The sequence below is a fragment of the Nocardia australiensis genome, assembly GCF_020733705.1.
GTDB lineage: Bacteria > Actinomycetota > Actinomycetes > Mycobacteriales > Mycobacteriaceae > Nocardia > Nocardia australiensis.
The window spans coordinates 534,161-559,353 of the sequence record NZ_JAJFZM010000002.1; the positions used below are offsets into that span (position 1 = coordinate 534,161).

General features: G+C 66.9%; 13 protein-coding genes. 10 read left to right on the forward strand and 3 right to left on the reverse strand.

The annotated features are described in order from the left end of the window. Nucleotides 1-10: 10 nt before the first annotated feature. The 3 genes from LKE06_RS17285 to LKE06_RS17295 are packed head-to-tail and all read right to left on the reverse strand — an operon-like array spanning nt 11 to nt 3,665. Nucleotides 11-2,503: an FtsX-like permease family protein gene (locus tag LKE06_RS17285; RefSeq protein ID WP_228000208.1), complete on the reverse strand. Its 2,493-nt coding sequence runs from the start codon at nt 2,501-2,503 to the stop codon at nt 11-13. Then, nucleotides 2,500-3,225, reverse strand: coding sequence for an ABC transporter ATP-binding protein (locus tag LKE06_RS17290; RefSeq protein WP_228000210.1), 726 nt, complete (start codon nt 3,223-3,225; stop codon nt 2,500-2,502). The genes LKE06_RS17285 and LKE06_RS17290 overlap by 4 nt, the downstream gene beginning before the upstream one ends. Next, nucleotides 3,225-3,665 carry a type II toxin-antitoxin system Rv0910 family toxin gene (locus LKE06_RS17295; RefSeq protein WP_228000211.1) on the reverse strand — a complete coding sequence of 147 codons (441 nt, stop codon included), beginning with the start codon at nt 3,663-3,665 and terminating at the stop codon, nt 3,225-3,227. Before LKE06_RS17295 ends, LKE06_RS17290 begins: the two co-directional genes overlap by 1 nt. Nucleotides 3,666-4,005: 340 nt before the next feature. Here LKE06_RS17295 and LKE06_RS17300 point away from each other — a divergent pair, with 340 nt between their 5' ends. Genes LKE06_RS17300 through LKE06_RS17345 form a run of 10 tightly spaced genes read left to right on the forward strand, consistent with a single transcriptional unit; the run spans nt 4,006 to nt 24,735 of the window. Next, complete coding sequence (locus LKE06_RS17300; RefSeq protein WP_228000213.1) at nt 4,006-10,404, forward strand: type I polyketide synthase; 6,399 nt, start codon at nt 4,006-4,008, stop codon at nt 10,402-10,404. Continuing rightward, nucleotides 10,401-11,342: a metallophosphoesterase family protein gene (locus tag LKE06_RS17305; protein WP_228000215.1), complete on the forward strand. Its 942-nt coding sequence runs from the start codon at nt 10,401-10,403 to the stop codon at nt 11,340-11,342. Before LKE06_RS17300 ends, LKE06_RS17305 begins: the two co-directional genes overlap by 4 nt. Continuing rightward, nucleotides 11,339-11,569 carry a hypothetical protein gene (locus tag LKE06_RS17310; protein WP_228000216.1) on the forward strand — a complete coding sequence of 77 codons (231 nt, stop codon included), beginning with the start codon at nt 11,339-11,341 and terminating at the stop codon, nt 11,567-11,569. The genes LKE06_RS17305 and LKE06_RS17310 overlap by 4 nt, the downstream gene beginning before the upstream one ends. Next, a complete protein-coding gene (locus LKE06_RS17315) occupies nt 11,566-12,147 on the forward strand; it encodes a hypothetical protein (RefSeq protein ID WP_228000218.1) in 582 nt (193 codons plus the stop codon). The genes LKE06_RS17310 and LKE06_RS17315 overlap by 4 nt, the downstream gene beginning before the upstream one ends. After that, complete coding sequence (locus LKE06_RS17320) at nt 12,144-13,670, forward strand: flavin-containing monooxygenase (protein WP_228000219.1); 1,527 nt, start codon at nt 12,144-12,146, stop codon at nt 13,668-13,670. The genes LKE06_RS17315 and LKE06_RS17320 overlap by 4 nt, the downstream gene beginning before the upstream one ends. Then, a complete protein-coding gene (locus LKE06_RS17325; RefSeq protein WP_228000221.1) occupies nt 13,667-14,527 on the forward strand; it encodes a class I SAM-dependent methyltransferase in 861 nt (286 codons plus the stop codon). The genes LKE06_RS17320 and LKE06_RS17325 overlap by 4 nt, the downstream gene beginning before the upstream one ends. Then, nucleotides 14,524-15,918, forward strand: a complete 1,395-nt coding sequence (locus LKE06_RS17330; protein ID WP_228000222.1) for an NAD(P)/FAD-dependent oxidoreductase — start codon at nt 14,524-14,526, stop codon at nt 15,916-15,918. Before LKE06_RS17325 ends, LKE06_RS17330 begins: the two co-directional genes overlap by 4 nt. Further along, the gene (locus LKE06_RS17335) at nt 15,915-16,967 is read left to right on the forward strand and encodes an alpha/beta fold hydrolase (RefSeq protein ID WP_228000224.1); all 1,053 of its coding nucleotides are present in this window, start codon (nt 15,915-15,917) and stop codon (nt 16,965-16,967) included. The genes LKE06_RS17330 and LKE06_RS17335 overlap by 4 nt, the downstream gene beginning before the upstream one ends. After that, nucleotides 16,964-23,248: a type I polyketide synthase gene (locus tag LKE06_RS17340; protein WP_228000225.1), complete on the forward strand. Its 6,285-nt coding sequence runs from the start codon at nt 16,964-16,966 to the stop codon at nt 23,246-23,248. Before LKE06_RS17335 ends, LKE06_RS17340 begins: the two co-directional genes overlap by 4 nt. 17 nt (nt 23,249-23,265) lie before the next feature. After that, nucleotides 23,266-24,735 carry a beta-ketoacyl [acyl carrier protein] synthase domain-containing protein gene (locus LKE06_RS17345; protein ID WP_228000226.1) on the forward strand — a complete coding sequence of 490 codons (1,470 nt, stop codon included), beginning with the start codon at nt 23,266-23,268 and terminating at the stop codon, nt 24,733-24,735. Nucleotides 24,736-25,193 lie beyond the last annotated feature (458 nt).

A 25,193-nucleotide genomic window follows, 5' to 3' on the forward strand; every position in this document is an offset into this window, starting at 1 on the left:
TCCTGCTTCGTCATTCGATGGTGATGGCGTCGATGATGTTCAGCCGTGACGCTCGGACCGCGGGGGGAATGGAACCGAGCAGGCTGAGACCCACTGCGGCCCCGGCGAATACGAGTGCCATCGCGCTGGGGGAGTAGGCGACGTCGATGTTCATGATGTCCGGGGTGACGCTGTCGAAGAAGTACTGGCTGGCCAGCCCGAACAGCAACCCCAAGCTGCCTCCGACGCCGCCGATTCCCGCCGCTTCGGCGAGGATCATCCGTAAGGTGACACGGCGGCTCGCGCCCATCGCCCGCAGCACGCCGATTTCCCGGCGCCGCTCCAAGACCGAAAGTGTCAGGGTGTTCAGCAGCGCGACTGCGGCGATCAGCACGACGATTACCCAGACGGCATTCGCTACGCCCATGCCCTGCCGGATGGCCCCCTCGACGCTGGTCAGCGATTCCGCGCCGGAGTAGACGTGCACCTCGGCCGGAGTTGCGTCCCGAATCGATTGCAGCAGTTCCGCTTTGTCCACACCGGGAGCGCCGTCGATCTGCAGCAGCGTAGACCCCGGTCGGTCGAACCAGTCTCGCATCATATTCAGGCCGATGCCCGCGGTCCCGGTCAGCGCCGAGAAGTAGGACACCACCTCCAGCACCCGGATGCGTTGCAGGCCACGCGGTGTGCGGATGGTGAGTTCGTCGCCGGTGTCCACGCCGAGGGCGCGGCTGAGGTCACGTGAGAGCACCATCCCGCGCCCGGCGATGACCTCTGCCCGGGTCTGCGCGGACACCTGCTGGTATAGCGGACTGACGCTCCCGTCCTGCAGGCCGTACAGAATGATCTTCTCGTCGCCGAGCGTGGCGTAGGCGAGTTGTCCCTCGGTGACATGCGCGACGCCCGGCAGCCCCGCGACATCGGCGGTGAGCCCGGACGGCAAGACACTGGTCGGAAACTCTTCCGGCGGATGGGATGCCACCCACACGTCCACGTCTTCGACCGCGCCGAGCGAGGTCCGCACCGCGTTGAGCAGGTCGTTGTTCGCGCCGGTGATGGTGACGGTCACCGCGACCGCCATGAAGACGGTCATCATGGTCGCCCAGACCCGTCGCGGTGCACGCCTCAGGGTCGCTGCGGCGAGGTTGCCGGCGCGACCGCATCGCTGTGCCACCCAGGCCGCAGCCCGGACCAGACCACCGATGGAGGCGAAGCACCCCGCGATTCCAGCTCCGAAGAACATCGACAGTGCGATTCCGGACCAGAGGAAGTTGCCGAGGTGCAGCCACACCAGGCCGACCGCGACGGTGATGCCGCCAATAGTCACGCAGATCGCGGCCAGGCGCAGCCACGGCCGGACCTGATCGGCGGCGGACGCACCGACCGGCGCGAGGGCTTCGATCGGCGAAACCTTGTACACCTGGTAGGCGGCCACCGCGGAGGCCGCGACGCTTGTGCACACCGCGGCCCCGATGGCGATCGGAATCGCGTACACGGGTAGCGAATACACGGTTCGGGCTTCCACCGACTGCATGAGCGCAACGGGCAGGGTGCGAATGGCTATGTGGCCGAACCCGATTCCGATCAGCGATCCCAACGCGCCGCCGACGAATCCGACGATGGCGGACTCGGTGAGCAGATCTGTGACGATAGTCCGGCGACGGCCGCCGACCGCGCGCAGCATCGAAATCGTCGGCCGACGTTGGGCGATCGCCATCGTCATGGTCGTGTAGATCAGGAAGGCCGCCACGATAAACGCGAGTGCGGCGCCCATCAGCGTCATGTACTGCAGAATGCGCACGCCGTTGCCGGTCTGCACCGCCCGGACGCTGGGTTCGGCGACCAGGGCCCGGCCGTTCACTACGCCGTCGACGGCGCTGCGCAGCGCGCCTGCCTCGGTGTCCGGTGCGGCAACGATCAGCACCGAATCCAGCCGTCCGGGATGCTCGCTGATCTGTTGTGCGATGGCGAGGGTGGTGAGGACGTAGTGGCCTTCGTTGAGCCGCGCCGCAGTGCCGCCGTGGATCACGCCCGCGACCTTGACCTGGTGGAAACCCAAGCGCAAGGTGTCGCCGGTGTTCGCGCCGACACCGGGACCGACCAGGACGCCATTGATGGTCGAGACCAGGGCCGCGAGTTGTTGCTCAACGGCGCCCTGCAGGTCACTGCCGAGCGCCGCGGCCGATGCGTCGGCCCCCAGTAGCAGCAAAGGGCCAGTGGCGGAATCGATTTGGGTTCGGACCATCGGGACGGCCTGATCGACACCGGAAGTCTCGGCGATCTCGTCACGAATCGAGGTCGGGAATCCGGAGTCGGTGACCCCGGTGACCTCGAGCGCCGCATTACCGGCGAGTCCGCCGACCAGCCGGTCCACCGAGCCGGTGAGCGAGCCGAAGATGCCGAAGACCGACACCAGGAAGGCTGCCGATACCGCCATCACGATCACCGAGGCGAAGGTGCGGCCGCGGTGGGTCGCGAATTCCCGCAGGCTGAACAGACGCCAGCGGTCGATCAGTGCCGTCACCTGGGTTCCCTGGCGAATTCCCCGGAAACCATAGTGGCACCGGTTGTTTCATCACGCACGATGCGGCCGTCGGCGAGGGTGAGCACCCGGTCGGTGGTGTTGGCGGCCTCGGTGTTGTGGGTGACCATGATGACCGCGCGTTCCCGCCCCGCCTCGTGGGCGATCTGGGCGAGCAGAGCCATGATGTCCGCGCCGGTCTTGGAATCGAGATTGCCGGTGGGTTCGTCGGCGAGGATGAGCGGTGGGTCCATCAGCAGGGCGCGCGCCAGCGCGACGCGCTGCATCTGCCCTCCCGACAGTTCCGCGGGCCGATGTTCGGCGCGGTCACTCAGGCCGACCAACGCGAGCAGCTCGAGCGCGCGTGCTTTAGTGACGCGAAGCCCGGTGCCGTCCAACAGCTTCGGCACCGCGACGTTTTCCCACGCCGACAGGGTGGGCAGCAGGTTGAAGAACTGGAATACGAATCCGACGTGGTGACGCCGGAACTCGGACTGCTGATCGTCGTTCAGTTTTCCGATTTCGTCGCCGCGGAACCGGATCGAGCCGCTGTCAGGGAGATCCAGTGCACCGAGCAGGTGCAGCAGTGTGCTTTTGCCGGCCCCGGACGGGCCGACCACCGAGACGAACTGGCCCGCTTCGATCGTCAGATCGATGCCGTCGAGGGCGCGCACATCCTGCCTGCCGATCCGATAGGTCCGGATGACTCCGGTGAGTTCGAGCATCAGACGGCCGATCCGGTGATCTCACGTAGCTTGGCCATGGACTTGGTCAGCTGTTTCTGGGCATCGTGCTCGATCACCTGCGACAGCTGCCCGGTCAGTACCGGGCCGGTGAAGTCACCGGAGATGGTGAGCTGGCACCCGCCCGGGCGGCGTTCTATAGCGAAGGTGAACTCGCAGGTGATCCCGGCCGGGCTACTGCCCGAAAGGGTCAGTTCCATGGGGGGTTTGAAGGCGGTGATGGTCAGGTCCAACCGCTGTGTCATGCCGAGCATCCGGATATTCTGCGCCAGCATCGAGTTCACGCCGATGTGCTCGGGCGGAATCTCGGCAAACCCGCCGTGCAACTGGAACCAATCTCCCCAGGTGGAGGTATCCGCGATGATGGTGTAAAGCCGCATCGGGTTGACTTCCAATGCATTGGTGACCTCGAACTTGGCCATGAAGTGCCCTTCTCGTAATTTCGCAGCAAACTCATTTCCTGAATCGGCTCAGCAGATCAACGGGACGGCGGCCCCGACTCCCCCTAGGAGTGTTACTTGGCGTGAATGTGGCTGTGAGCGTCCATGACTCGCCGGAAAATTGCAAGTAACCAAGTGTCACATAAACTTTACAACTGAAACGTATTGCATCCATATTCGGGTGTCGGTTACGCTGACCTGGACAGCGAAGTCACCGGGGAATCACGCATACAGACTCATTCACGACCTCTTCGGTCGAAGTCTATAAGAACGAATTCTATCTGCATGTCGTTTTCGCATGCTGGAGAAGGGGGGGTTCGCGATGGACGAAAATCTCTTGCCGGATTCTGTCGCCATTGTTGGAATGGCCTGTCGTTTTCCCGGAGGAATACATTCTCCGGACTCGTTGTGGCGCTTCCTTTCCGAAGGCAGTCATGTTTCCAGCAAATTTCCTTCCGATCGGTCCATGACGGAATTGGCCGATATGGCATCGCCCGAGGTAGCGGCGGCCATGGCGCCCATGGGTGGATTCATCGACGAACCGGGCCTGTTCGATCCGGAATTCTTCGGGATCAGTCCCCGCGAGGCCAAGGCTATGGATCCACAACAGCGGCTGGTACTCGAATCCACCTGGCAGGCACTCGAAGACGCGGGCATCGACCCGAATACACTGCGCGACAGTGATACCGGCGTCTACGTCGGTGCCATGGGCGGCGACTACGCCTATCTGATTCCCGGACAGAAGGATCTGGATCCCGGGTACGTCTCGCTCGGTGTGAGCCAGAGCGTGCTGTCCGGGCGGATATCGTACATCCTCGGCTTGCAGGGCCCTACCATGAGCATCGACACCGCCTGCTCGTCCTCGCTGGTGGCCATGCATCTGGGCGGCCGGGCGCTACAGGCCGGAGAATGCTCCCTGGCGTTGGTCGGCGGTGTCTCGATCATGTCCACGCTGACCGGATTCTTCGCGCTCGGCCAGCACGGAGCCATCTCGAAAGCGGGCCGCAGCAAGCCGTATTCGGTCGACGCCGACGGCTTCTGCATGTCCGAGGGCGTGGCGATGCTGGTATTGGAGCGGCTGTCGGATGCGCGTCGCAACGGTCACCGCGTGCTGGCCGTCATCCGTGGCGGGGCGGTCAATCAGGACGGCGCTACCAAGGGTCTGACCGTGCCGAGCGAGCACGCGCAGCAGAAGCTGATTCGGGCCGCGCTGGCCAACTCCGGCCTGACCGCTGCCGATGTCGACGCGGTCGAGGGTCATGGAACAGGCACTCCCGTAGGCGATCCCATCGAACTGCGGGCACTGCTCGACACCTACGGCCAGGATCGCGCCGGGGGGCAGCCGCTGAAGCTGGGCTCCATCAAGGGCAACTTCGGCCACACCCAGGCGGCGGCCGGCGCGGCCGGTGTCATCAAGATGATTCAGGCCATGCGCCACGGCGAGCTGCCCGCCACCGTCAACGTGAACGAACCCACGGGGGCGGTGGATTGGTCGCGCGGTGGGGTGGAACTGGTGACCGAACGCGGCGCGTGGCCGGAGCAGGGCCGCCCGCGCCGGGCTGGTGTGTCCTCGTTCGGTATCGCGGGAACCAACGCGCACGTGATTCTCGAGCAGGTTCCAGAGATCGTCGCCGAGTCGGCCCCGGTGTCCACGGAATCGGTAGTGCCCGTGGCGGTATGGCCGATCTCGGGCCGGACCGCCGAGGCGCTGATCGATCAGGCCGTTCGCCTGGCCGACCATGTCAAGGCCAACCCGGAGTTCACCCTGCGCGATGTGGGCTGTGCGCTGGGGACGACCCGCGCGAGCTTCGAGCATCGCGCGGTGGTGCTTGGCAGCAATCGCGTCGATCTGCTCGCCGGTCTGGCCGAGGTTGCCGAGAACAAGCCGGTCGGGCCGATTCGCGGGCACGCCGTGGACCGCCAAGTGGTGTTCGTATTTCCGGGTCAGGGCGCCCAATACGCGGGCATGGCAGCGCAGTTGATGGAGGAATCCCCATTCTTCGGCGAACGGATTCGTGACTGCGAAGAGGCCTTCGCCGAATACGTGGACTGGTCGCTGACCGATGTGCTGCGGCAGACGGATGGTGCACCGTCCATCGAACGCGTCGATGTCGTCCAGCCCGCACTGTTCGCCACCATGGTTTCCCTTGCGGCACTGTGGCGTTCGTACGGTGTCGAGCCCGCAGCGGTGCTCGGGCACTCGCAGGGTGAGGTCGCGGCGGCGTACGTGGCGGGCGCGCTGTCGCTTGCCGATGCCGCCCGGATCGTGACCATGCGCAGCAAGCCGCTGCGCAGCGTGCCCGGTTCCGGCGGTATGGCCTCCATAAATGCCCCGGTCGCCCGGGTGCGTGAACTGATGGTCGGGCTCGAGGATCTGTACATCGCCGCCATCAACTCGCCGTCCACGACGGTCGTCGCGGGGGGCGTGGACTCGGTCACCGCCATCGTCGAGCTGGCCGAGCAAAACAGTGTGCGTGCCAAGAGAATTCCGGTGGATTACGCTGCACACACCCCGCACCTCGACCCGCTGCGCGAGGAGCTGCGGGCTGCGGTCGCGCCGATCGTGCCGCAGGCCACCGACGTAGTGTTCTTCTCCACCGTCACCGGTGATGTGCTACCGGGCGAGCAGCTGGGTCCGGACTACTGGTTCCGGAATCTGCGGGAGCCGGTCGACTTCGAGGCGGGCTTCCAGGCCGCCGTTCAATCCGGCTACAACGCCTTCCTCGAAATGAGCGTGAACCCGGTACTCACCTCGTCCATGCACGAATCCCTCGAACAGTTCGGGGCTTTTGCCGACTCGTGCCTGGTCGTCGGCTCGCTCAAACGCGAGGACGCGGGTATCCGCCGCTTCCTGACCGCGATCGCCGAAGCACACGTGCAGGGTGTCTCGCCGGACTGGTCGACGCTGTATCCGCGCGGGACCGCGCAGCGGGTACCGCTGCCCACCTACGCCTTCCAGCGCCAGAAGTACTGGCTGGCAAGTGTTTCCGGCTCCGGCGGCGGTAAGCCCAGCGGCCTCGGCCTTGCCGAAGCGGGACATCCCCTGCTCGGCGCGATCTCCGAACTGCCGGGGGCCGACCGCTACCAGTTCAGCACCCGGCTGGCGATCGCGACCCATCCCTGGCTGGCCGATCACGCCCTGCACGGCAATGTGCTGGTCCCCGGCACGATGCTGCTGGAACTGGCGCTGCACGCCGGTGACAAGCTCGGCAGCCCGCGGGTGGAGAAGCTGACCATGTACACCCCGGTCACCCTGCCCGCGGACGGGGCCATTCACCTGCAGGTGGTGGTCGGTGAACCCGAACGGGACGGCCGGCGGAAGGTGGCCATCTACTCGCGGCCGGAGGTCAAGGACGAAGCCCCGGGCGCGAGCCAGTGGAGTCTGCACGCCGACGGATTCCTCACCGCCGCCTCGAAATCCGACGATGCCGATATCCAGGGCCTCGAATTGTGGCCGCCGGTGGGTGCGGAACAGGGCATGGAGCCCGAGAACGCGTACATCACGCTGGCCGCACTCGGCTACCAGTATGGTCCGGTATTCCAGGGCATGAAGGCGGTGTGGAAGCGCGGCGAGGACGTGTTTGCCGAAGTCGCACTGCCGGATTCGGTGTCTGACGCCGATAAGTACGGTCTGCATCCTGCCCTGCTGGACGCCGCCATGCAGTGTGGCGCCGCCGCAGCCGCGCTGATGCCTTCGGAGGCCGGCGCGATCCGGCTGCCCTTCGCTTGGGAGCGGGTCGAATTGCGGGCCGTGGGCGCGAAGGTGCTGCGGGTGAAGCTGACTCCCGCCGGAAACGATCGCCTGCGCTGGGTGCTGGCTGACAGCACCGGGCGGGTGGTCGCGATCGGCACCCTGCAGGTGCGGTCGATCTCCATGGGCAAGCTGGCGACTCGCGGTCTGTCGGGTCGTCAGGACTCGCTCTTCGGTGTGGACTGGCTGGCCGTTCCCGCACCGCGCGTGCGGTATTCGGCACGGCCAGGCGAGTGGGTGGTGGTCGGTGGCGAGCCGTCCGGGGTGGCCGCCGATGCCGTATTGGCGACCTACCCCGATCTCGACGCCCTGAGCGCGGCGATCACGGGCGGGGCCGAGGTTCCCAAGGTCGTGCTGCTGCCGCGGTTGGCGGCCTCCGCCGGTGGTGAGCCGGGCGCGCACGTGACCGCGGCGGTCCGGGATGAACTGGCCCGCATGCTCACCCAGCTGCAGGGCTGGTTCGCCGATGAGCGATTCGCCGAGACGAAGCTGGTGGTGCTCACCTGCGGTGTACAGGCGGTCGACCCGGCCGAGGACGTGTCCGATCTGGTCGGTGCGACGGTATGGGCGCTGGTGCGCAGCGCGCAATCGGAGTTCCAAGACCGGATCCAGCAGATCGATCTGGACGAGGACGATATCGGCCTCGATCAGCTCAGCACCGCGGTGCAACTGGACGAATCCGAATTGGCTTTGCGCCGTGGCGAATTCTTCGGCCGCCGCCTGCGTTCGGGTCTGGACAGCGCGGCCGCTATCGGTGCCCGATTGGCCGGACCGTGGCGACTCGACATCCCAGCATCGGGCAACCTCGACGACGTCACCCTGACCGAGGCGAGCGCGGAGCTCGACGTACTGCTGCCGCCCGGCACGGTGTCGGTAGCCCTGTGCGCCGCCGGAATGTCGTTCCCGGTAGCGCTCACGGGGTTGGCCGCCACCTCGGGAACTCCGTCCCGGCTGGTGCACGAGGCGGCGGGCATCGTGGTCGCCACCGCTGCCGACGTGACCGGCCTCGCGCCCGGTGACCGCGTGTTCGGCCTGTTCGACGAGATCGCCGCGCGCACCGTGACCGATCGGCGATTGCTCGCCGCGGTCCCAACGGCATGGTCGTACGCTCAGGCCGCCGCCGCACCGGTGGCCTATTTGACTGCGCTCTACGCACTGCGCGAGGTCGCCGCGGCCCAGCCAGGTGAGCGGGTGCTCGTGCACGCCGCCACCGGCGGTGTCGGCACCGCGGCAGTGAACCTGGCTCGCCGGCTGGGCCTGGAGGTACTGGCCACGGCGGCCCGCGGCAAATGGGACGCTCTGCGCGGCATGGGTTTCACCGAGGATCACCTGGCCGACTCCCGGTCCACGGAATTCGCCGCCCGGTTCGCGGACCTGCCTGCCGATATCGTGCTGAATCTGCTGCCGGACACTTTCACCGACAGCTCGCTGGGCCTGCTGGTCCCCGGCGGCCGGTTCGTGGAGATCGCCCGGGACGTGGTGCGCGACGCCGATCAGGTGCGCGCCGATCACGACGCGAGCTATACGACGTTCGAACTCGGCGCGCTCGGCGCAGACATGCTCGGTGGGCTGCTCGCCGAACTTGCGGAACTGTTCGCGGATGGCGGCCTGGCACCGCTGCCCTTGCACCGATTCGATGTCCGCCAGGCATCGGCCGCCCTGCGCCTACTGTCGGAGGCACGCCATACCGGCAAGGTGGTGCTCACCTGGCCGCCGACTTTCGACCCGGAGTCCACGATCCTGATCACCGGTGGTACCGGCACCATCGGTGCCATCATCGCGCGCCACCTCGTGAACGCCTACGGCGCCAAGCATCTGCTGCTGACCAGCCGCAGCGGCCGCCAGGCCGCAGGCGTCGATGAGCTGATCGCGGAACTGGCTGCCGCAGGCGCACAGGTCACGGTGGCCGCCTGCGACGTCGGTGACCGGGACGCGCTGGCGGGCGTGCTCGATTCGATACCGGCGCAGCACCCGCTCGGCGGCGTCGTGCATCTGGCCGCATCGCTGGCCGACGCCACATTCGCGGCGCTCACCCCCGAGCACCTGGATGTGGTGCTGCCGGCCAAGGCGTACGGCGCGTGGCATCTGCATGAGCTGACCCAGCATCTGGATCTGTCGATATTCGTGCTGTTCTCCTCCGCGGCAGGCACATTCGGTAGTGCGGGGCAGGCCAACTACGGAGCCGCCAATGTCTTCGTCGACAGCCTGGCCCGGCACCGCTACCACCGGGGTCTGGCTGCCACCTCGATGGCCTGGGGCTGGTGGGCCGAGGACACTTCCAATACCGGTGGCATGGACGAGAAGGACCGCGCGCGCCTGACCCGCATGGGTGTGACGCCGATGCCGACCAAGGAGGCGCTGGATCTGTTCGACGCCGCCCTGCGGACCGGACGCCCGTACGTGCTACCTGTCGGCATGGATCTGTCGCTGCTGCGGGTGGCCGCCCAGGTGACCGAACTGCCGCCGTTCTTTCGGGCGCTGCTGCACACCCGGCCGCGAGCCACCCAGCAGATGGGGGACTCCTCGCAACTGGCCAAGCGGCTCGCGGGCCTGAGCCCGACCGAGCAGCATGAGGTTATCGTGGACCTGCTCAAGACCCCGATCTCCATGGTATTGGGCTACAACTCGCCCGACGCGGTGCTCTCGGACCGCGAGTTCACCGAGATGGGTGTCGACTCGCTCAGCTCCATCGAACTCGGCGCGCACCTGCGAGCGATCACCGGCGTGAAACTGGCCAATTCGGTTATTTTCCAATACCCCACGGTGAACCTGCTGGCCCGCCACGTGCTCGACCAGGTGACGCCGCAGGATGCGGAACTGGCGGATCCGATCGTGGCCGAGGTGGAAATGCTGCTGGATCGCCTGGCCGCGATCCACGGCGAGGTGGAGATGCCCGGCGAACTGCTCGCCCGGCTCTCCTTCGCGGTCGGCAGGCTGGGCGGATCGGCTACCCCAGAGGCGGTTTCGTGACCCGGTTGCTCGCAGTGAGCGACCTGCACATCAGTCATACGGGGAATCGGGAAGTGGTCGAAGCGATCCGGCCCGATTCCCCCGACGACTGGTTGATCGTCGCCGGCGATGTGGCGGAGAAGACCGACGCGATCCGCTGGGCGCTCGGGTCGCTGCGCGAACGGTTCGCAAAGGTGATCTGGGTGCCCGGCAATCACGAATTGTGGACCACCGCGCGAGATCCGCTGCACCGCCGCGGTGAGGGATGTTACCGGCATCTGGTCGACGTGTGCCGGGCCATGGATATCCTCACGCCCGAAGATCCCTACCCGACGTGGGAGGGGGAGGGCGGCCCGGCGGTACTGGTGCCGATGTTCCTGCTCTACGACTACAGCTTCCTGCCGCCGGGGACGCACACGAAACAGGAAGGGCTCGCGCTCGCCGAGGCCCGTGGGGCGGTCGCCACCGACGAGCATCTGCTCGCCTGCGACCCGTATGCCTCCCGGGAGGACTGGTGCCGCGAGCGCGTCGAGTACACCCGCGCCCGGCTCGACGCGCTCGATCCGGAGGTGCCGCTCATCCTGATCAACCACTTCCCGCTGCTGCGCCGGCCGGTCGATCGGTTGTTCCGGTCGGAGTTCGCCCTATGGTGCGGCACCGAGCTGACCGCCGACTGGCATCGCCGGTACAACGTGCGCTGTGTCGTGTACGGGCACTTGCACATTCGCCGCACTGATCACTTCGACGGTGTGCGATTCGAGGAAGTATCGATCGGCTATCCCCGGGAATGGCGGCGGCGCGGACTGCCCGAACCGCTGCTGCGGAAGATCCTTCCGGACCTGGGCAAATCGCCGCGCCCAGGCACTGCGCTGGGCAGGCGGGCCGCCGCACACGCCGCGAGGCTGGCGCGGAGTCTGACCCGACAAGTAACCGACGAACAAGGAACGCTGCCACGATGACCGACCCGATTGCCGGGCGACAAAAACTCGAGCAGGCCCTCGGTACGGGTCTGGCCGCCGTCGAGTTGATGTCCGATGACCAGTGTGCCGACCTGCTCGCCTTGATCGACGACGCGCCCCGGCGTGATCGCGCGCTGGCCGAGGCCGAACTGTCGGACAATCTCGCCCGCGAGCCGCGAGCACTGCGATTCGTGCTACGCGCGGTGCTGCTGAGGAGGCGGCGATGAGCGAGAAAATGACCCGCGATCAGCTGGAGAAGCTGGCCGCCGCGCTGCATGTACCCAGCACGCGCATCGAATACCTGAGTTCCCTGGGGGGTGAGCGGCTGGCGGTGCTGTGCGAGGAGATCCTGCGGGTGCTGCACACCCGCTATCCGCGCGAGTACCGACGCTATTCGGCACTGGCCCAGCGTGTTCCGCTGCGGTTCGGGCTGCCGTTGGCCATCCGTGTGCTGCCGCCTCGAATCCTGGGCCGCGCGCTGAGCGCCGGACTGCTCGACGGCCGCAGTGACGCCTCGCTGGCCATGCTGTCCGCCATCGATCCCGCGGTCGTCGCCAGCACCGCGCCCTTCCTTAATCCGGCGGTAGTGGGTCGGCTGGCCGAGTTCGCCTCGCCGGAGCTGATCAGCGGCGTGATGGCGGAACTGATGGCGCGCAACGACTTCGATACCGCAGATCTGTTCGTCGACACCTTCACCAGCCATATCATGACCGGTGGCCGGCCTGCCGCGGCGGCGGCCAAGCCTGAGGGGGTGCCCGCACGGGGTGTACGGGGCCTGCTGCGTGGTATCGGGCGGCGACCGTGATTCCGGCAAACCGAACCGACTTCGAGGTCATCGTGGTGGGTGCCGGATTTTCCGGGATCTGTGCGGCGATCCGATTGCGACAGGCTGGAATCCACGACTTCGTCGTGCTCGACAAGGCCGACGATGTGGGCGGTATCTGGCGGGACAACACCTATCCCGATGTCGGAGTGGATATCCCGATCTGGGGGTACTGCTTCTCCTTCGAACCGAATCCGGACTGGCGGTACGCCTACGCAAAGGGTCACGAGCTGCAGACGTATGCGGCGCACTGCGTAGAAAAGTATGGCGTGCGTGAGCATTTGCGGCTCGGCATCGAGGTGACCGGAATGCGGTTCGACGACGAGCGTGATCAGTGGAACCTACAGACCGGCCGAGGCCGACTGCGCGCCCGCTTTGTGATCAATGCCTACGGTGCATTCGGCCGCCCCAAGATGCCCGACATCACCGGGCTGAACAGTTTCGCTGGCACGGTGATCCACAGTGCCCGTTGGGATAACACGACGCCGCTGATGGGCCGGGTTGGGGTGATCGGCACTGGATCCTCGGCAGTGCAGATCATTCCCGAGGTCGCCGAGCGGGCCGAGCGACTCACGGTCTTCCAGCGCACGCCGATCTGGGTGATCCCGAAACCGGACTTCCGCATTCCGCGATTGCTGCGCATGGCGTTCCGACTGCTTCCGGGACTACTGAGCGTGCCACGCTGGATCGTGCTCGTGTGGCTGGAGGTGCTGTACAACGGTGTCTTTCGGTTCAAACTGCCGTTCACCGTGACAGCCCTGGAGTGGGCAGCGGGCAGGTCCCTGCGCGCCCAGGTGCCCGATCCGGCCCTTCGAGAGCGGCTTTCGCCGCGCTACCGGTTCGGCTGCAAATTCCTGACGCTGTCCAACCGGTATTACAAGACATTCGCCCGGGACAATGTCCGCCTGATCTCCGAGAACATCGAGTCCGCCACCGCGACCGGCGTCACCACGGCCGACGGACAGCACCATGAGATCGACACCCTCATCATGGCAACGGGTTTCGAGGTGTTCGAGCGCACCAGTCTGCCTCGCTACCCGATCACCGGAACGGTCGGCGTGGATCTGGGCGACTATCTGCACGACAATCGCAATGTCTGCTACGAGGGCGTCACCCTGCCACCGTGCCCGAACGCCTTCATCATTCACGGCCCGTACTCGATGACCGGCTCGTTCTTCATGACCATCGAGAACGCGGTCGCACACGCCGTCCGATGCATCATCGAGGCCCAGCGGCGCGGAGCCACTCGGGTCGCGGTGAAGGCCGAACCCTACGCCCGCTTCGCCGAGGAAATGATTGCCCGCCAGGCGGCCTCCATCTTCTACAACTCGAACTGCGAGGCCGCCCGCAGCTTCTACTTCGATCAGCACGGCGATGTGCCGCTCTTCCGGCCCTCGACCAGCATCGAAGCCTGGTGGCGGATGCGCAGATTCCCACTGGCGGACTACGCCTTCAGCACGTGCGCGGCGGCCGAGCAGCAGACAGGGCAACGGGAGACATCATGACACCACCGGCAATCGGGCACGTCTCCGACACCGCGCGCTGGGTCGCGGTCTATCGCGCACTCGAATCGGAGCGGCCGGACGCACTGTTCCACGACGAACTCGCCGCTGTGCTGGCCGGCGAGCAGGGTACGACACTCGCCGCGTCAGGGATGCTGCCGCGCGGCGCCCGCGATCATTGGCCGACGGTAGTCCGCACCAGACTTATCGACGATCTGATCCTCGACGCGCTGAACCGGGGCTGTGACCGCGTGATCAATCTGGCGGCGGGCCTGGACACCCGTCCCTTCCGGCTCGAACTTCCGGGCGAAATCCGCTGGTATGAAGCGGATCTGCCGGACTCGGTCGCCTACAAGCGAGCGCGGCTCGCGGGTCGGCAGGCGCGGTGTGAGCGGATCGCCCGACCCGTCGACATCACCGACGGCGTCGCGACCGCGGAATTCCTCGCCGAGGCGTGCGAGGGAGCCCGCGCGCCGCTGGTCATCACCGAAGGAGTGCTGCCCTATCTCGAGGCACACCAGGTCCGGATCTTGAGCGATCAGCTGCGGGCGGACGGCATGCATTGGTGGGTAATGGATCACTGGTCGCCTGCCATGCTGCGGATGGTCAATCTCACCATGGGCCGCGAATTGGGCTCGGCCCGATGGACGTTCGCGTCTACCCTCGACTTCTTCCGAGGCTGGTCGGTCGAGACGGCCCGCTCGACTTTCCGAGCCGCCGCAGACTGGAATCGTTCACCGCTGCCATTGCGCGTGACGGCTCTGCTACCTGAAATCGCGCCGGGTCCGCGGCTCGAGCGGTCCTTATTGTGGTGTGGCGCGGTGCGATTGACTCCCCGTGACCGGGAGGGCCGGGCATGAGTTCGGTGCTGGTACTCGGTGGCGGTTTCGCCGGACTGCTCGCCGCCGCCGCCGCGAGCCCGTACACGGGCGAGATCACTGTGGTCGAGCGCGATGCATTCCCCGATGGGCCGCAGCTGCGGCGCGGGCAGCCCCAGGCTCGCCATCCGCACTTCCTGGCACCAGGTGGTGTGCTCGGACTCGAGCGGTTGCTGCCCGGCACCACCGACCGGCTGCTCGCGGCGGGAGCCAAACGTATCGGTGTCGGCGCCGATCTGCTCTTCCGCCCGAGTGTCGGTGCCTGGCTGGACCGCCGTGCCACCGACCGCTTCGGTATCGGCTGCTCCAGGCAACTTCTCGATCACGTGGTACGCGAGATGATTCGAGAGCGGGGCGGGGTGACCTTCCGGTCGGAGTGCGAGCCGGTGAGCTTGCTCGGCGACGGCACCGCCATACGTGGGGTGCGGGTGCGCGAGCTGCGTACCGGCACCACCGAGCTGCTCGAGGCTGATCTGGTGATCGATGCCACCGGTCGCGGATCCCAGGCTGGGCAATGGCTCGACCACCTGGGAATCGCCGTACCCCCGGCGCAGATCGTCGACTCCGGGCACGCGTACGCCACCCGGGTGTATCGCGCGATCCCGGGGGCCGAATCGGGTTTTCCGCTGATCCTGATCCAGGCGGACGGCCGGTCCGGGAACCCCAGCGGCAATGCCAACTTGCTGCCCGTGGAGGACGGGCGGTGGATCGTGGCGGTCGGCGGAACCCGGGGGATGAGTATGCCCGGCGGTGATGACGAATTCCTCGAGTTCGCTCGCCATCGCGTGCCGGACCCACTTATCGGCGAGGTCCTCGCGGAAGCCGAACCGCTGAGCGGCACAATGCGTTCCCGCAGCACGGCCAATCGACGGTACCGATTCGACCGGGTGCGCGCGTGGCCCTGCGGATTCGTGGTCGCCGGAGATGCCGCCACGGCGACGAACCCCGTATACGGCCAGGGACTCTCGGTGGCGGCCCGAAGCGCGAATGTGCTGCGTGCGGCGTTCGGCGCGCGCGGTGTCGATCCCACCGCCGCCGACCGGATACAACGATCGATCTGTCGTGCGGCGCGGGATCCCTGGCAGATGGCGACCAGCCAGGACCTCCAGTTCCGGGACACCGAGGGCGGCAGACCGACAGCGCTGGATCGCTGGCAGCTGCGCTACGGCGACCGCGTGTTCCAGGCGGCGTCGTCGCGGCCGGCGGTGGCGGCCATTGTGTCGGAGGTCATGTTCCTGGCACGCCCCGCACTGGCGATGGGACACCCCGCGGTAGTCACCGGAGCACTGCTGGGACCACGGCGGCCCGCGCCGGGTAAGCCGCCGCTGACCACGTGGGAGCGCGGCTTTCTCGCCGGAGGACGGGTCGCATGAACCGCGCGGTCCCGCTGATGGTGACCTGGATGCTGGCGTCGGTCGCGACGCTAGGAATGAACGATGGTGTGGCGTCAGCGGATTCCGCTGTTCCACCGGCGGATGCCGTCGCGTCAGCGACGAAATCCATTGCCCCGACAACGGATCCTGTGCTGCTCCCGGTGCCCGCCTCGACCGACAGCTGGGCGATCGGTGGCGGCGGTGTCCGACTGCGGGTGCACGAGTATGGTCACTCCGGCGACCCGACCGTCATGCTGGTTCACGGCTATATGTCCACGGCTCGGGCATGGGACCAGGTCGTCGCGCGCCTCGCAACGGACTATCACGTCGTCACCTATGACACCCGCGGCAATGGCGAGAGCGATCACCCACCGGGGCAACAGGATTACGCGCTGCCGGTCCTGGCCGGCGATATCGCCGCGGTCATCGACGCCACCGCAGCCGGGCAACAGGTGCACTTGGTCGGCTGGGACTGGGGAGCAGCTGAGGGCTGGGAAGCTGCCGCCACCACTGAGATAGCCACGAAACTACTGGATTTCACGGCCGTATCCGGATTGAACCTCGACCTGTGGGGACGGTGGATCCGCCGCACCGTGAACGATCCCGCCGACGTGCCCGCGGTTCTCGACCAAGCCGCGCGCTCGGCGTACATCGCACTGTGGGATGTACCGGTCGTCACCGACCTCCTGTGGGACAGTGGCATCACGGGAGCCATGATGGATGGGTTCATCCAGTTCGAAGGCGCTCCGCCACCGCATGTTCCGCCTGTCGACGGCCTCGCCTCGCTGAATCGGTATCGCGCCAATGTCTTCGCACGGCTCAGCGCGCCGACCTACAACCGGCTCATGGTGCCGGACATCCACGTGATCTACGGCTCGCGCGACCCCTATATCGGCGCGGCGGTACAGACACGCGCGATCGAGGGCACGGCCGATCACTTGGCATTCACCGAAATCGACTCCGGCCATTGGTCTCCCATCACCGACCCGCAGCAGCTCACGGCGGCGATCGTCGCCGGATTCGGGCCGGAGCCGGGAAGAAATCCATGAACGAACCCATCGCGATCGTCGGTATGGCGGGCAGATTCCCCGGCGCCGACGACCTCGACGCTCTCTGGGACCTCCTGATCTCCGGTGGTACGGCGATACGTTCGGTACCTGCCCAGCGCTGGGACGTGGACACACCCCTGGACGGCGCCAAGCGCGTGCCGGCGATGGGCGGATTCCTCGACGGGATCGACGAGTTCGACGCCGCACTGTTCGGTATCTCCCCGCGCGAGGCCAGAGACATCGATCCACAGCAGCGGCTCATGCTCGAAACCGCGTGGCGCGCATTGGAGGACGCGGGTATACCGGGACATACCCTGCGCGGCACACGCACCGGCGTCTACATCGGGGCGTCCTGGCACGACTACGAGACACTGCGCAAGCAACGGGGAATCGCCGCCACCCAACACAGCCTGGTCGGTACCGCACTCGATGTGATCGCCGCGCGCCTGTCGTATCGGCTCGGGCTCACCGGGCCCAGCCTCGTTGTCGAGACCGGGTGTTCGTCGGCGCTGGTGGCTCTCGACCTCGCGGTACGGGCCATTCGCACCGGCGACATCGAATCGGCCGTAGTCGGCGGCGTGAATCTCATTCTGGCTCCGGATATTTCGATCGGACTCACGCATTTCGGGGCGCTGTCTTCCGTCGGCCGCTGTGCTGCGTTCGGTGCGGGTGCGGATGGGTTCGTGCGTGGCGAAGGCGTGGCGGCGGTGTATCTCAAGCCGTTGCGCGCGGCGGTGCGCGATGGTGACAGGGTACGGGCGCTCATCACAGCCACCGTGGTGAACAATGACGGCGGTGGCGAAAGCCTGGTCACGCCGAATGACGCGGGACAGCGGGACCTGCTGCACCGGGCCTACCACAACGTGGGACTCGATCTCGATCGGCTGGCGTATGTCGAAGCGCACGGAACCGGAACGGGCCGGGGGGATCCCATCGAAGCCAGGGCGATCGGCGAGATACTGGCGCGGCCACGCGGATCGGCCGTCGGTCCGCTACCGATCGGATCGATCAAGACAAATATCGGACACCTGGAAGCGGCTGCCGGTATCGCAGGGCTGATCAAAGGCGTGCTGTGCCTGGAGCGCGGGGCGATTCCACCGAGCCTGCACGCACGGGAGCTCAATCCCGAGATCGCCTTCGATGCACTGAATGTGGCGGTAGTGCGCGAGCGGATGGCCCTGCCCGAGGCCGGGCCGGTCTTTCTCGGCGTCAACTCCTTCGGCTGGGGCGGGACCAATGCCCACGCCGTATTGAGTCGGGCCGAACTCACACCGCACCGCACCGCATCCCCGACAGCGGGATCGATCGCGAAATGCGCGACAGTGGACCGTATTTCCAGTTCTGAGCTCGGTTTCGTGCCCATCTCCGCGCACACCGACGACGCGCTGCGTCAGCGCTGCCACGACATCGCCGACCTACTGGATGCCGACCCCAGTGCGGTGGGACCGGTGGCCACGGCCCTTGCCCGGCGGGCCCATCAACTACCCCGGCGCATCGCAGTGATCGGTACCGAACCCGGCCGAGTGACGGCGGAGCTGCGGAAGCACGCCACCAGCGCCACCGCCGAACAGCCCGCGGTCCTCGCCGGACGGATACGCGAAGCCGGTCGCGTGGCATTCGTCTTCCCAGGGCAAGGCGCGCAATGGCACGGCGTCGGCGCGGCGCTGTACGGCACCGACCCGGCTTTCACCGCGATGGTGGACGAATGCGCCGCCGCGCTCGCACCGCACGTGGACTGGGATCCCCTCGCGGTCATTGCCGGTGCGGCCGGACCGGATTGGCTCGACCACGTCGATCAGGTACAGCCGGTGCTGTGGGCGCTCTCACTCGGTATCGCCGCCATGTGGCGCAGCATGGGCATCGTTGCTGATCTCGTCATCGGTCACAGCCAAGGCGAGATCGCCGCGGCCACCCTGGCCGGTGCACTGGGTCTCACGGACGGTGCGCTCATAGTGGCGCGCCGAAGCGCCGCGTTGCGGGCGGTGGCGGGAAGCGGCCGGATGTTGGCGGTAGAACTCGCAAGCAACGAAATACCCTCGTGGATAGACGGTTTCGAGGACTCGGTGACACTCGCCGTGCACAACGGCCCGACCTCGTGCGTGCTGGCCGGGGACACCGATTCGATCGAGGCATTGCACGAGATCCTGTCAGCCGACGGTGTGTTCTGCCGCATAGTCGCGGTCGACTACGCCTCACACGGTCCGCACATGAACCGGTTGCGTCCCGCACTGTCGGCGGCGCTCTCCGGGGTGACGTCCGGCCCGGGTTCGGTCGAGATGCGCTCCACGGTGACCGGGCGGCTGTGCGAACCCGGCGAGCTCGGTGGTGATTACTGGGTCGAGAACATCTGCTGCCCTGTATTGTTCGCCGACACCATGGCGTCGGCATTCGACTCGGGCGTAACCCATGTGATCGAGATCAGCCCGCACCCAGTGCTGACCCCGGCCATCGAACAACTGGCCGCCACCCGGTCGAACCCGCCGGTGGTAGTGCCGTCGCTGTACCGTGACCGCGACCCGCTCGCCGAGATGCAGCGCAGTCGCGCCCGCGCCTACCTCAGCGGATTGCATCCCTTCGCCGACATTTCGGGCACAGCCTCGGTCACATTGCCGCCGTATCCCATGCAGCGCAGCTCGTTCTGGTTGCCTGCCGCCGAATCCGGCGGGCCGCAAGCGGGTGGACTGCGCGTTCCCGTGTACCCCAGTGTCGTGGAAATCGGTGCGTGGCACGCGAATACCTCGATAGCGCTCAACCACGCCAGCTGGCTCGATGACCATCGCGTCGGTGATGCGGTCGTCGTGCCCGCCGCCATGATGATGGCGTTCGTGATAGCGGTCGCTCGGACCCGATACGGGCAGCAGCCCGCGGCGCTGCGGGTCGTCCGGTTCACCGATGCGCTGGCTTTGCCGGCGGCGCCGGTGCGCCTCGACGTGGCGCTGCGCGAGGACATTGCCGGCGGAGCGAGTTTCGAACTCCGGTCACTCGCCGAGACGGCCGAGAGCTGGACCACCCACGCACGAGGCCAGGTGATGCACACCGTCGAACCCGTGGACATGCCAGAGCTGCCCGGCGATACCCAGCCCGAGGCAGCGGTGTCCGGTGAGGCAGTGCCCGGGGCAGCCGTCTCCGGCGCGGACTTCTACCGGCTGTGCGCGCGCCGCGGACTGAACTACGGCCCCGAGTTCCAAGGAGTACGGACGATTCAGCCCGTCGACGGTGGTGTCGTCGCCACGATCGAACTCGGCGAGCAGTGTCGGGCACAGTTGTATCGGGGCGAGCTGCACACGGCGCTGATCGACAGCGCGATGCAAGCGGCCTTGGCCTTGTTCGACGACACACGCACCGTTGTACCGGTGGCGGTCGAGGAGCTGCGCCTGTACGCCGAACCGGACGAGTTCATCGACACCGCACGGGTATACGCGGTCCGGCGCTCCGACACCTCCGCAGACATCCATCTGTTCGACGAACGGCGCACCCCGCTCGCCACGATTCGCGGGCTCGAACTGGCCGCGATCGACGACAGCGACACGCCGATTCGCCGATTCGACCGGGAGTTTCGGTTCGTGCTGCGTGCGGCCGAGGCCGACGGCTCGAGGGCGACTGGTTTGGAGGCTGACGGTTCATGCGGGACCGGTGCTGATGTCGTCGTGCTGGACGGTGATGCGACCTGGCATGCGGCCTTGGCCGAAGCGCTGCGTCGGCGCGGTGCGCGGGTGCACACCGGCGGCTCTGTCCACGCGGGCGGCGTGCTCGTATATTGCGTTTCCGCAGGTGATCTCGATGCCCAGAGAGATCGGCTCGTGGCCCTCGCGGATGTAGTGCGCGCGGGCACGAGCACCGGGTCGACGCCGCTGCGGCTGGTCGTCATGACGGTGCACGCCCAATCGGCCACACCGGATGATCGCCCGGATCCGGGGAGCGCGATGTTCTGGGGCTTCGTCCGTGTCCTGCGGCGCGAACACCCTGAACTGTCCGCCACGGTCGTCGATATCGCAGGTGTGCACGAGATCGACGACTGCGCGGCCGAACTCTTGGCCGCGCCCGGCGAAGATCAGGTGGTGCTGCGCGCCGGGCGTCGTTACATCGGACGGCTGGAACAGGGCGAAATCAATGGCAGTGCGGGGCTGCGTCCATGGCGCGCACAGCACTGTCCCTTCCGGTTGCAGTCAGCCACCGGGCGGCATTGGGACGGTCTGCGCTTCGTGCCGCTGTCGGTGCGTCCACCTGGTCCGGGCGAGGTGCTAGTCGAAATCGATGCGGCGGCAGTGAATTTCATCGACGTGATGAAGGCGGCGGGCACCTATCCGGACAGCTCGGCCGGGGCGGGGGAGTTCGGTGTCGAAGGAGCGGGTGTGGTCCGCCGGGTAGGCCCAGGGGTGACGAACCGGGCCGTCGGCGATCGAGTGATCGCGTGCGGATTCGGTGCGATCGGCTCACATCTCACAGTTCGTGCCGACCACACCGCGCCGATCCCGGCCGAGATGACGGTCGAGAACGCGGCGGCGCTGCCGATGGTGACGACCACGGCCTGGTATGCACTGGCGACGCTGGGGCGGGTAGCTCCAGGCGAGACGGTGCTCATCCATTCCGGGACGGGTGGATTGGGGCTCGCCGCCATCGGGATCGCGCGCCGCCTCGGCGCACGAGTGCTCGCCACCGCCGGTTCGGCTGAACGTCGCGACTACCTGCGCCGCGTGCATGGCATCGATCACGTCTTCGATTCCCGCGGACTGACCTGGGCCGATGAGGTTCGGGCCGCGACCGGCGGGCGGGGTGTCGACGTCGTGCTCAACTCCCTGTCCGGGGTCGCCATCGATCTGGGTCTCCAGCTGCTCGCCGAGGACGGCCGCTTCCTCGAAGTGGGAAAGAAGGACATCTACGCGAATCGGTGGCTGGGTTCGCGGGCCTTCACCAAGGGAATCGGCTTTCTGGCAGTCGATCTGGCCGGAATGATGATTCGCCGCCCGGATCGGTTCGCGGCGGCTTTGCGCGAAGCCTGGCAGCTGATCCTGGACGGCGGCCTCACGCCGCTGCCCACCTCGGTGCACGACCTAGCCGAGGCACCGGAGGTGCTGCGGCGAATGGCCCGTGGAGATCACATCGGCAAGTTCGTACTCAGCCGTCCGGCGACGGTATCCCGCATTGTTCCCGAACCTATGCCGGACGGCCGATTCCGGGCGGACGGGACCTATCTCGTCACCGGCGGTCACGGCGCGTTGGGACGCAGCCTCGCACACTGGTTGCTCATGCACGGTGCCGGACGCGTGGTGCTGGTCGGGCGCAGCGCCCCCGACGGGCCGATCCCACTGCGGGACTTCGATCTCGAGCTGCCGCTCCACCAGCGGGCATCGGTGGTCAGCCGACGTGTCGACGTTTCCGATCGGGAATCGCTTGCTGTGGTATTGGATTCGATTCGGGCCGAAGCACCGCCATTGCGCGGGATCTTCCACGCCGCTGGAATCCTCGACGACGCCACCGTGCTCGGACTGTCCGCCGGACAAGTGGAACGCGTACTACGGCCGAAGATCGACGGTGCGCGCCACCTGGACGAGCTGACCGCGGACGATCCACTGGACCTGTTCGTCCTGTTCTCCTCGGCCGCCGCGCTCATCGGAAACCCCGGACAATCGGCCTACGCCGCCGCGAACGCCTATCTCGACGCGCTCGCCGTTGCCCGTCGCCACGATGGCCGGCCGGGGCTGAGCATCCAGTGGGGACCATTCGCCGAGATCGGACTGGCTGCCGCACAGGACAATCGAGGAACCCGGCTGGCCGCTCACGGTATGGACAGCATCACAGCGGCCGAGGCTTGGGTGGCGCTCGCTGGATTCCTCGCCGAGGATCGTCAGGTTGTCAGCTACCTGTCCTTCGATGTGCGCCGATGGTTCGACGCCTATCCCGACTGCGCCGCGCAGCCCAGCTGGAAAGCCTTGCGGCGCCGGGCCGATACCGGCGGCAAGCGAATGGCGGTCAGCGAGTTCCGTTCGGCGCTGACCGAAGTCGCCGAAGCCGAACGGCCCCGCCTGATCCTGGGCAAGGTTGTCGAAATCGCTGCGGGTGTACTGCGAATGGCACCGGAGGATCTCGACACCCAGACGCCATTGCGAGCGATGGGCCTGGATTCGCTTATGAGCCTGGAACTGCGCAACAAACTCGAATCCAACTTCGCACTGCGGCTTTCGCCGACGCTGCTGTGGACCTACGGTACGGCCGAAGCGCTCGCCACCGCCTTGGGAGACCAAATTGCGCACGTGCACGGGGAGCTGATGCCCTCCCTATGAACATCAGGAGAGACAGTATGGACGAACCGGATACTGGCGTACGGCAGGGTGCCGCATTGCGCCGTGCCACCGAGACCATCAAGCGGTTGCGTGCAGAACTGGACCAGCGCTCCGAGACGGGGCCGATCGCGGTCGTCGGTGCCGGATTGCGGCTCGCGGGCGGGATCGGCAACCTCGACGACTACTGGTCGGCGCTGCTCGAGGGTCGCGACCTGATCGGCGAGATGCCCATGCACCGCCGCTGGCCCTTCGAGGACGAGTGGGCGCAACTGCCGCTGCGCGGTGGCTTCATCCCCGACGCTCTCGATTTCGATCCGGAGTTCTTCGGCATCACCCCCCGTGCGGCGCAGGCCATCGACCCGCAGCATCGCCTGCTGCTGGAGGTCGCATGGGAAGCCTTGTGCGACAGCAGGATCGACCCGGTCGAGCTGCGTGGGGAGCAGGTCGGTACCTTTGTCGGCATCACCGGCCGTCAGGACTACGCCGACTGGGCCCGGCAGTACGCCGACGCGCACTGGGCACTCGGCAACGGTCACAGCTTCGCTCCTGGGCGGATCGCCTACACCTTCGGATTCACCGGGCCTGCGGTCGCTTTCGACACCGCATGCTCCTCCGCGATGGTGGCGATCGTCCACGCCGTGCAGTCGCTGCGGCGCGGTGAAGTCGAGATCGCATTGGCCGGTGGCGTCAATCTCATCCTGGCGCCCGGATCCACCCGCGCGATAGATCGGACCGGCTCGCTGTCACCGGACGGCCTGTGCCGGACTTTCGACGCGCGCGCCAACGGATTCGTGCGTGGTGAGGGGTGTTCCCTGCTCGTGCTCAAACGACTGGCAGACGCGCAACGTGACCGCGATTCGATCCTCGGCGTGATACGCGGTGTCGCGATGAACCAGGACGGCCGGACGTCGGGATTCAGTGCGCCGAACGCCGAAGCGCAGCGTCGGGTGATCGAAGCCGCCCTCGCCGACGCCGGGTGCGGCGCAGCCGATCTCGGTCTGGTCGAGGCCCATGGCACGGGAACCTCGCTGGGCGATCCGATCGAAATGAGTGCGATCGTGGCGGCGCTCGCCGCCCGCAATGGTGCGAGGCCCCTCCACGTCGGCTCGGTGAAGACAAACTTCGGTCATCTGGAAGGGGCGTCCGGAGCGGTCGGCCTGGTGAAGGCCCTGCTGACGGTCCGGGAGCGAATGATCCCGCCGCTGGTGCACTTCGACACCCTCAATCCCCGAATCGAGTTGAACGGACACGATATTCGCACTTCGGGCCGGGCCGTGCCGTGGTTGACGCCCGAATGCGGTTCGATGGCCGGAGTGAGTTCGTTCGGGATCATCGGCACCAATGCCCATATCGTGGTCGGCCCCGCCCCGCAGGGAGACGATCGAATACCGCCTCGGGCAGCTCTACCCCGACCACAGTGGCGTCGTGTGCCATGTGTTCCCGCGTTCCTGGGTGACGCTCCGCCCGGATACACCGTATCCGCATAGCCTTCGCGTGAGAAGTGATCTGCGAGCCGCCCCGGTTTGAGGACCGGCGACGATCTCAGCATCTGGATCTCGCTTCTGTGCAGGCTCGTGTCCGGTCCGGTCCAGTTGGCACCCGGAGGCCAGGCGTCGGCGCTGGTTTTCGCGGTCGATGTACACAACATTCCGCCCGAGCAGTGTCGGCGGGTGCCGGCGCCGGGCTACGGACCTACCCGCCCGACAACACCGCATCGTGGTACCTCGAGCGCGCCGCGACAGCGTGCAGTAGTGCGCAGGTGACCACGACCCGACTGAGGTTCCATGCCGTCGTTGCGGGCGCTGGCGGCAATTTGCCAAGCGGCGACGGGCTTCGTTGCGGCACCGCCGATTACGACGTGGTCACGAGAAATGCACTATCCCTGACGTCGCGGGCGCGGCCACGGAAGATTGGATAGCCACCACCCGAATCCGGACCGGCCCAA

Bases quoted from the DNA above. Each gene is read 5' to 3' on its own strand.
- LKE06_RS17335 (WP_228000224.1), top strand. From the start codon at position 15,915: ATGAACCGCGCGGTCCCGCTGATGGTGACCTGGATGCTGGCGTCGGTC.
- LKE06_RS17300 (WP_228000213.1), top strand. From the start codon at position 4,006: ATGGACGAAAATCTCTTGCCGGATTCTGTCGCCATTGTTGGAATGGCC.
- LKE06_RS17290 (WP_228000210.1), bottom strand. From the start codon at position 3,225: ATGCTCGAACTCACCGGAGTCATCCGGACCTATCGGATCGGCAGGCAG.
- LKE06_RS17315 (WP_228000218.1), top strand. From the start codon at position 11,566: ATGAGCGAGAAAATGACCCGCGATCAGCTGGAGAAGCTGGCCGCCGCG.
- LKE06_RS17295 (WP_228000211.1), bottom strand. From the start codon at position 3,665: ATGGCCAAGTTCGAGGTCACCAATGCATTGGAAGTCAACCCGATGCGG.
- LKE06_RS17330 (WP_228000222.1), top strand. From the start codon at position 14,524: ATGAGTTCGGTGCTGGTACTCGGTGGCGGTTTCGCCGGACTGCTCGCC.
- LKE06_RS17310 (WP_228000216.1), top strand. From the start codon at position 11,339: ATGACCGACCCGATTGCCGGGCGACAAAAACTCGAGCAGGCCCTCGGT.
- LKE06_RS17345 (WP_228000226.1), top strand. From the start codon at position 23,266: ATGGACGAACCGGATACTGGCGTACGGCAGGGTGCCGCATTGCGCCGT.
- LKE06_RS17340 (WP_228000225.1), top strand. From the start codon at position 16,964: ATGAACGAACCCATCGCGATCGTCGGTATGGCGGGCAGATTCCCCGGC.
- LKE06_RS17325 (WP_228000221.1), top strand. From the start codon at position 13,667: ATGACACCACCGGCAATCGGGCACGTCTCCGACACCGCGCGCTGGGTC.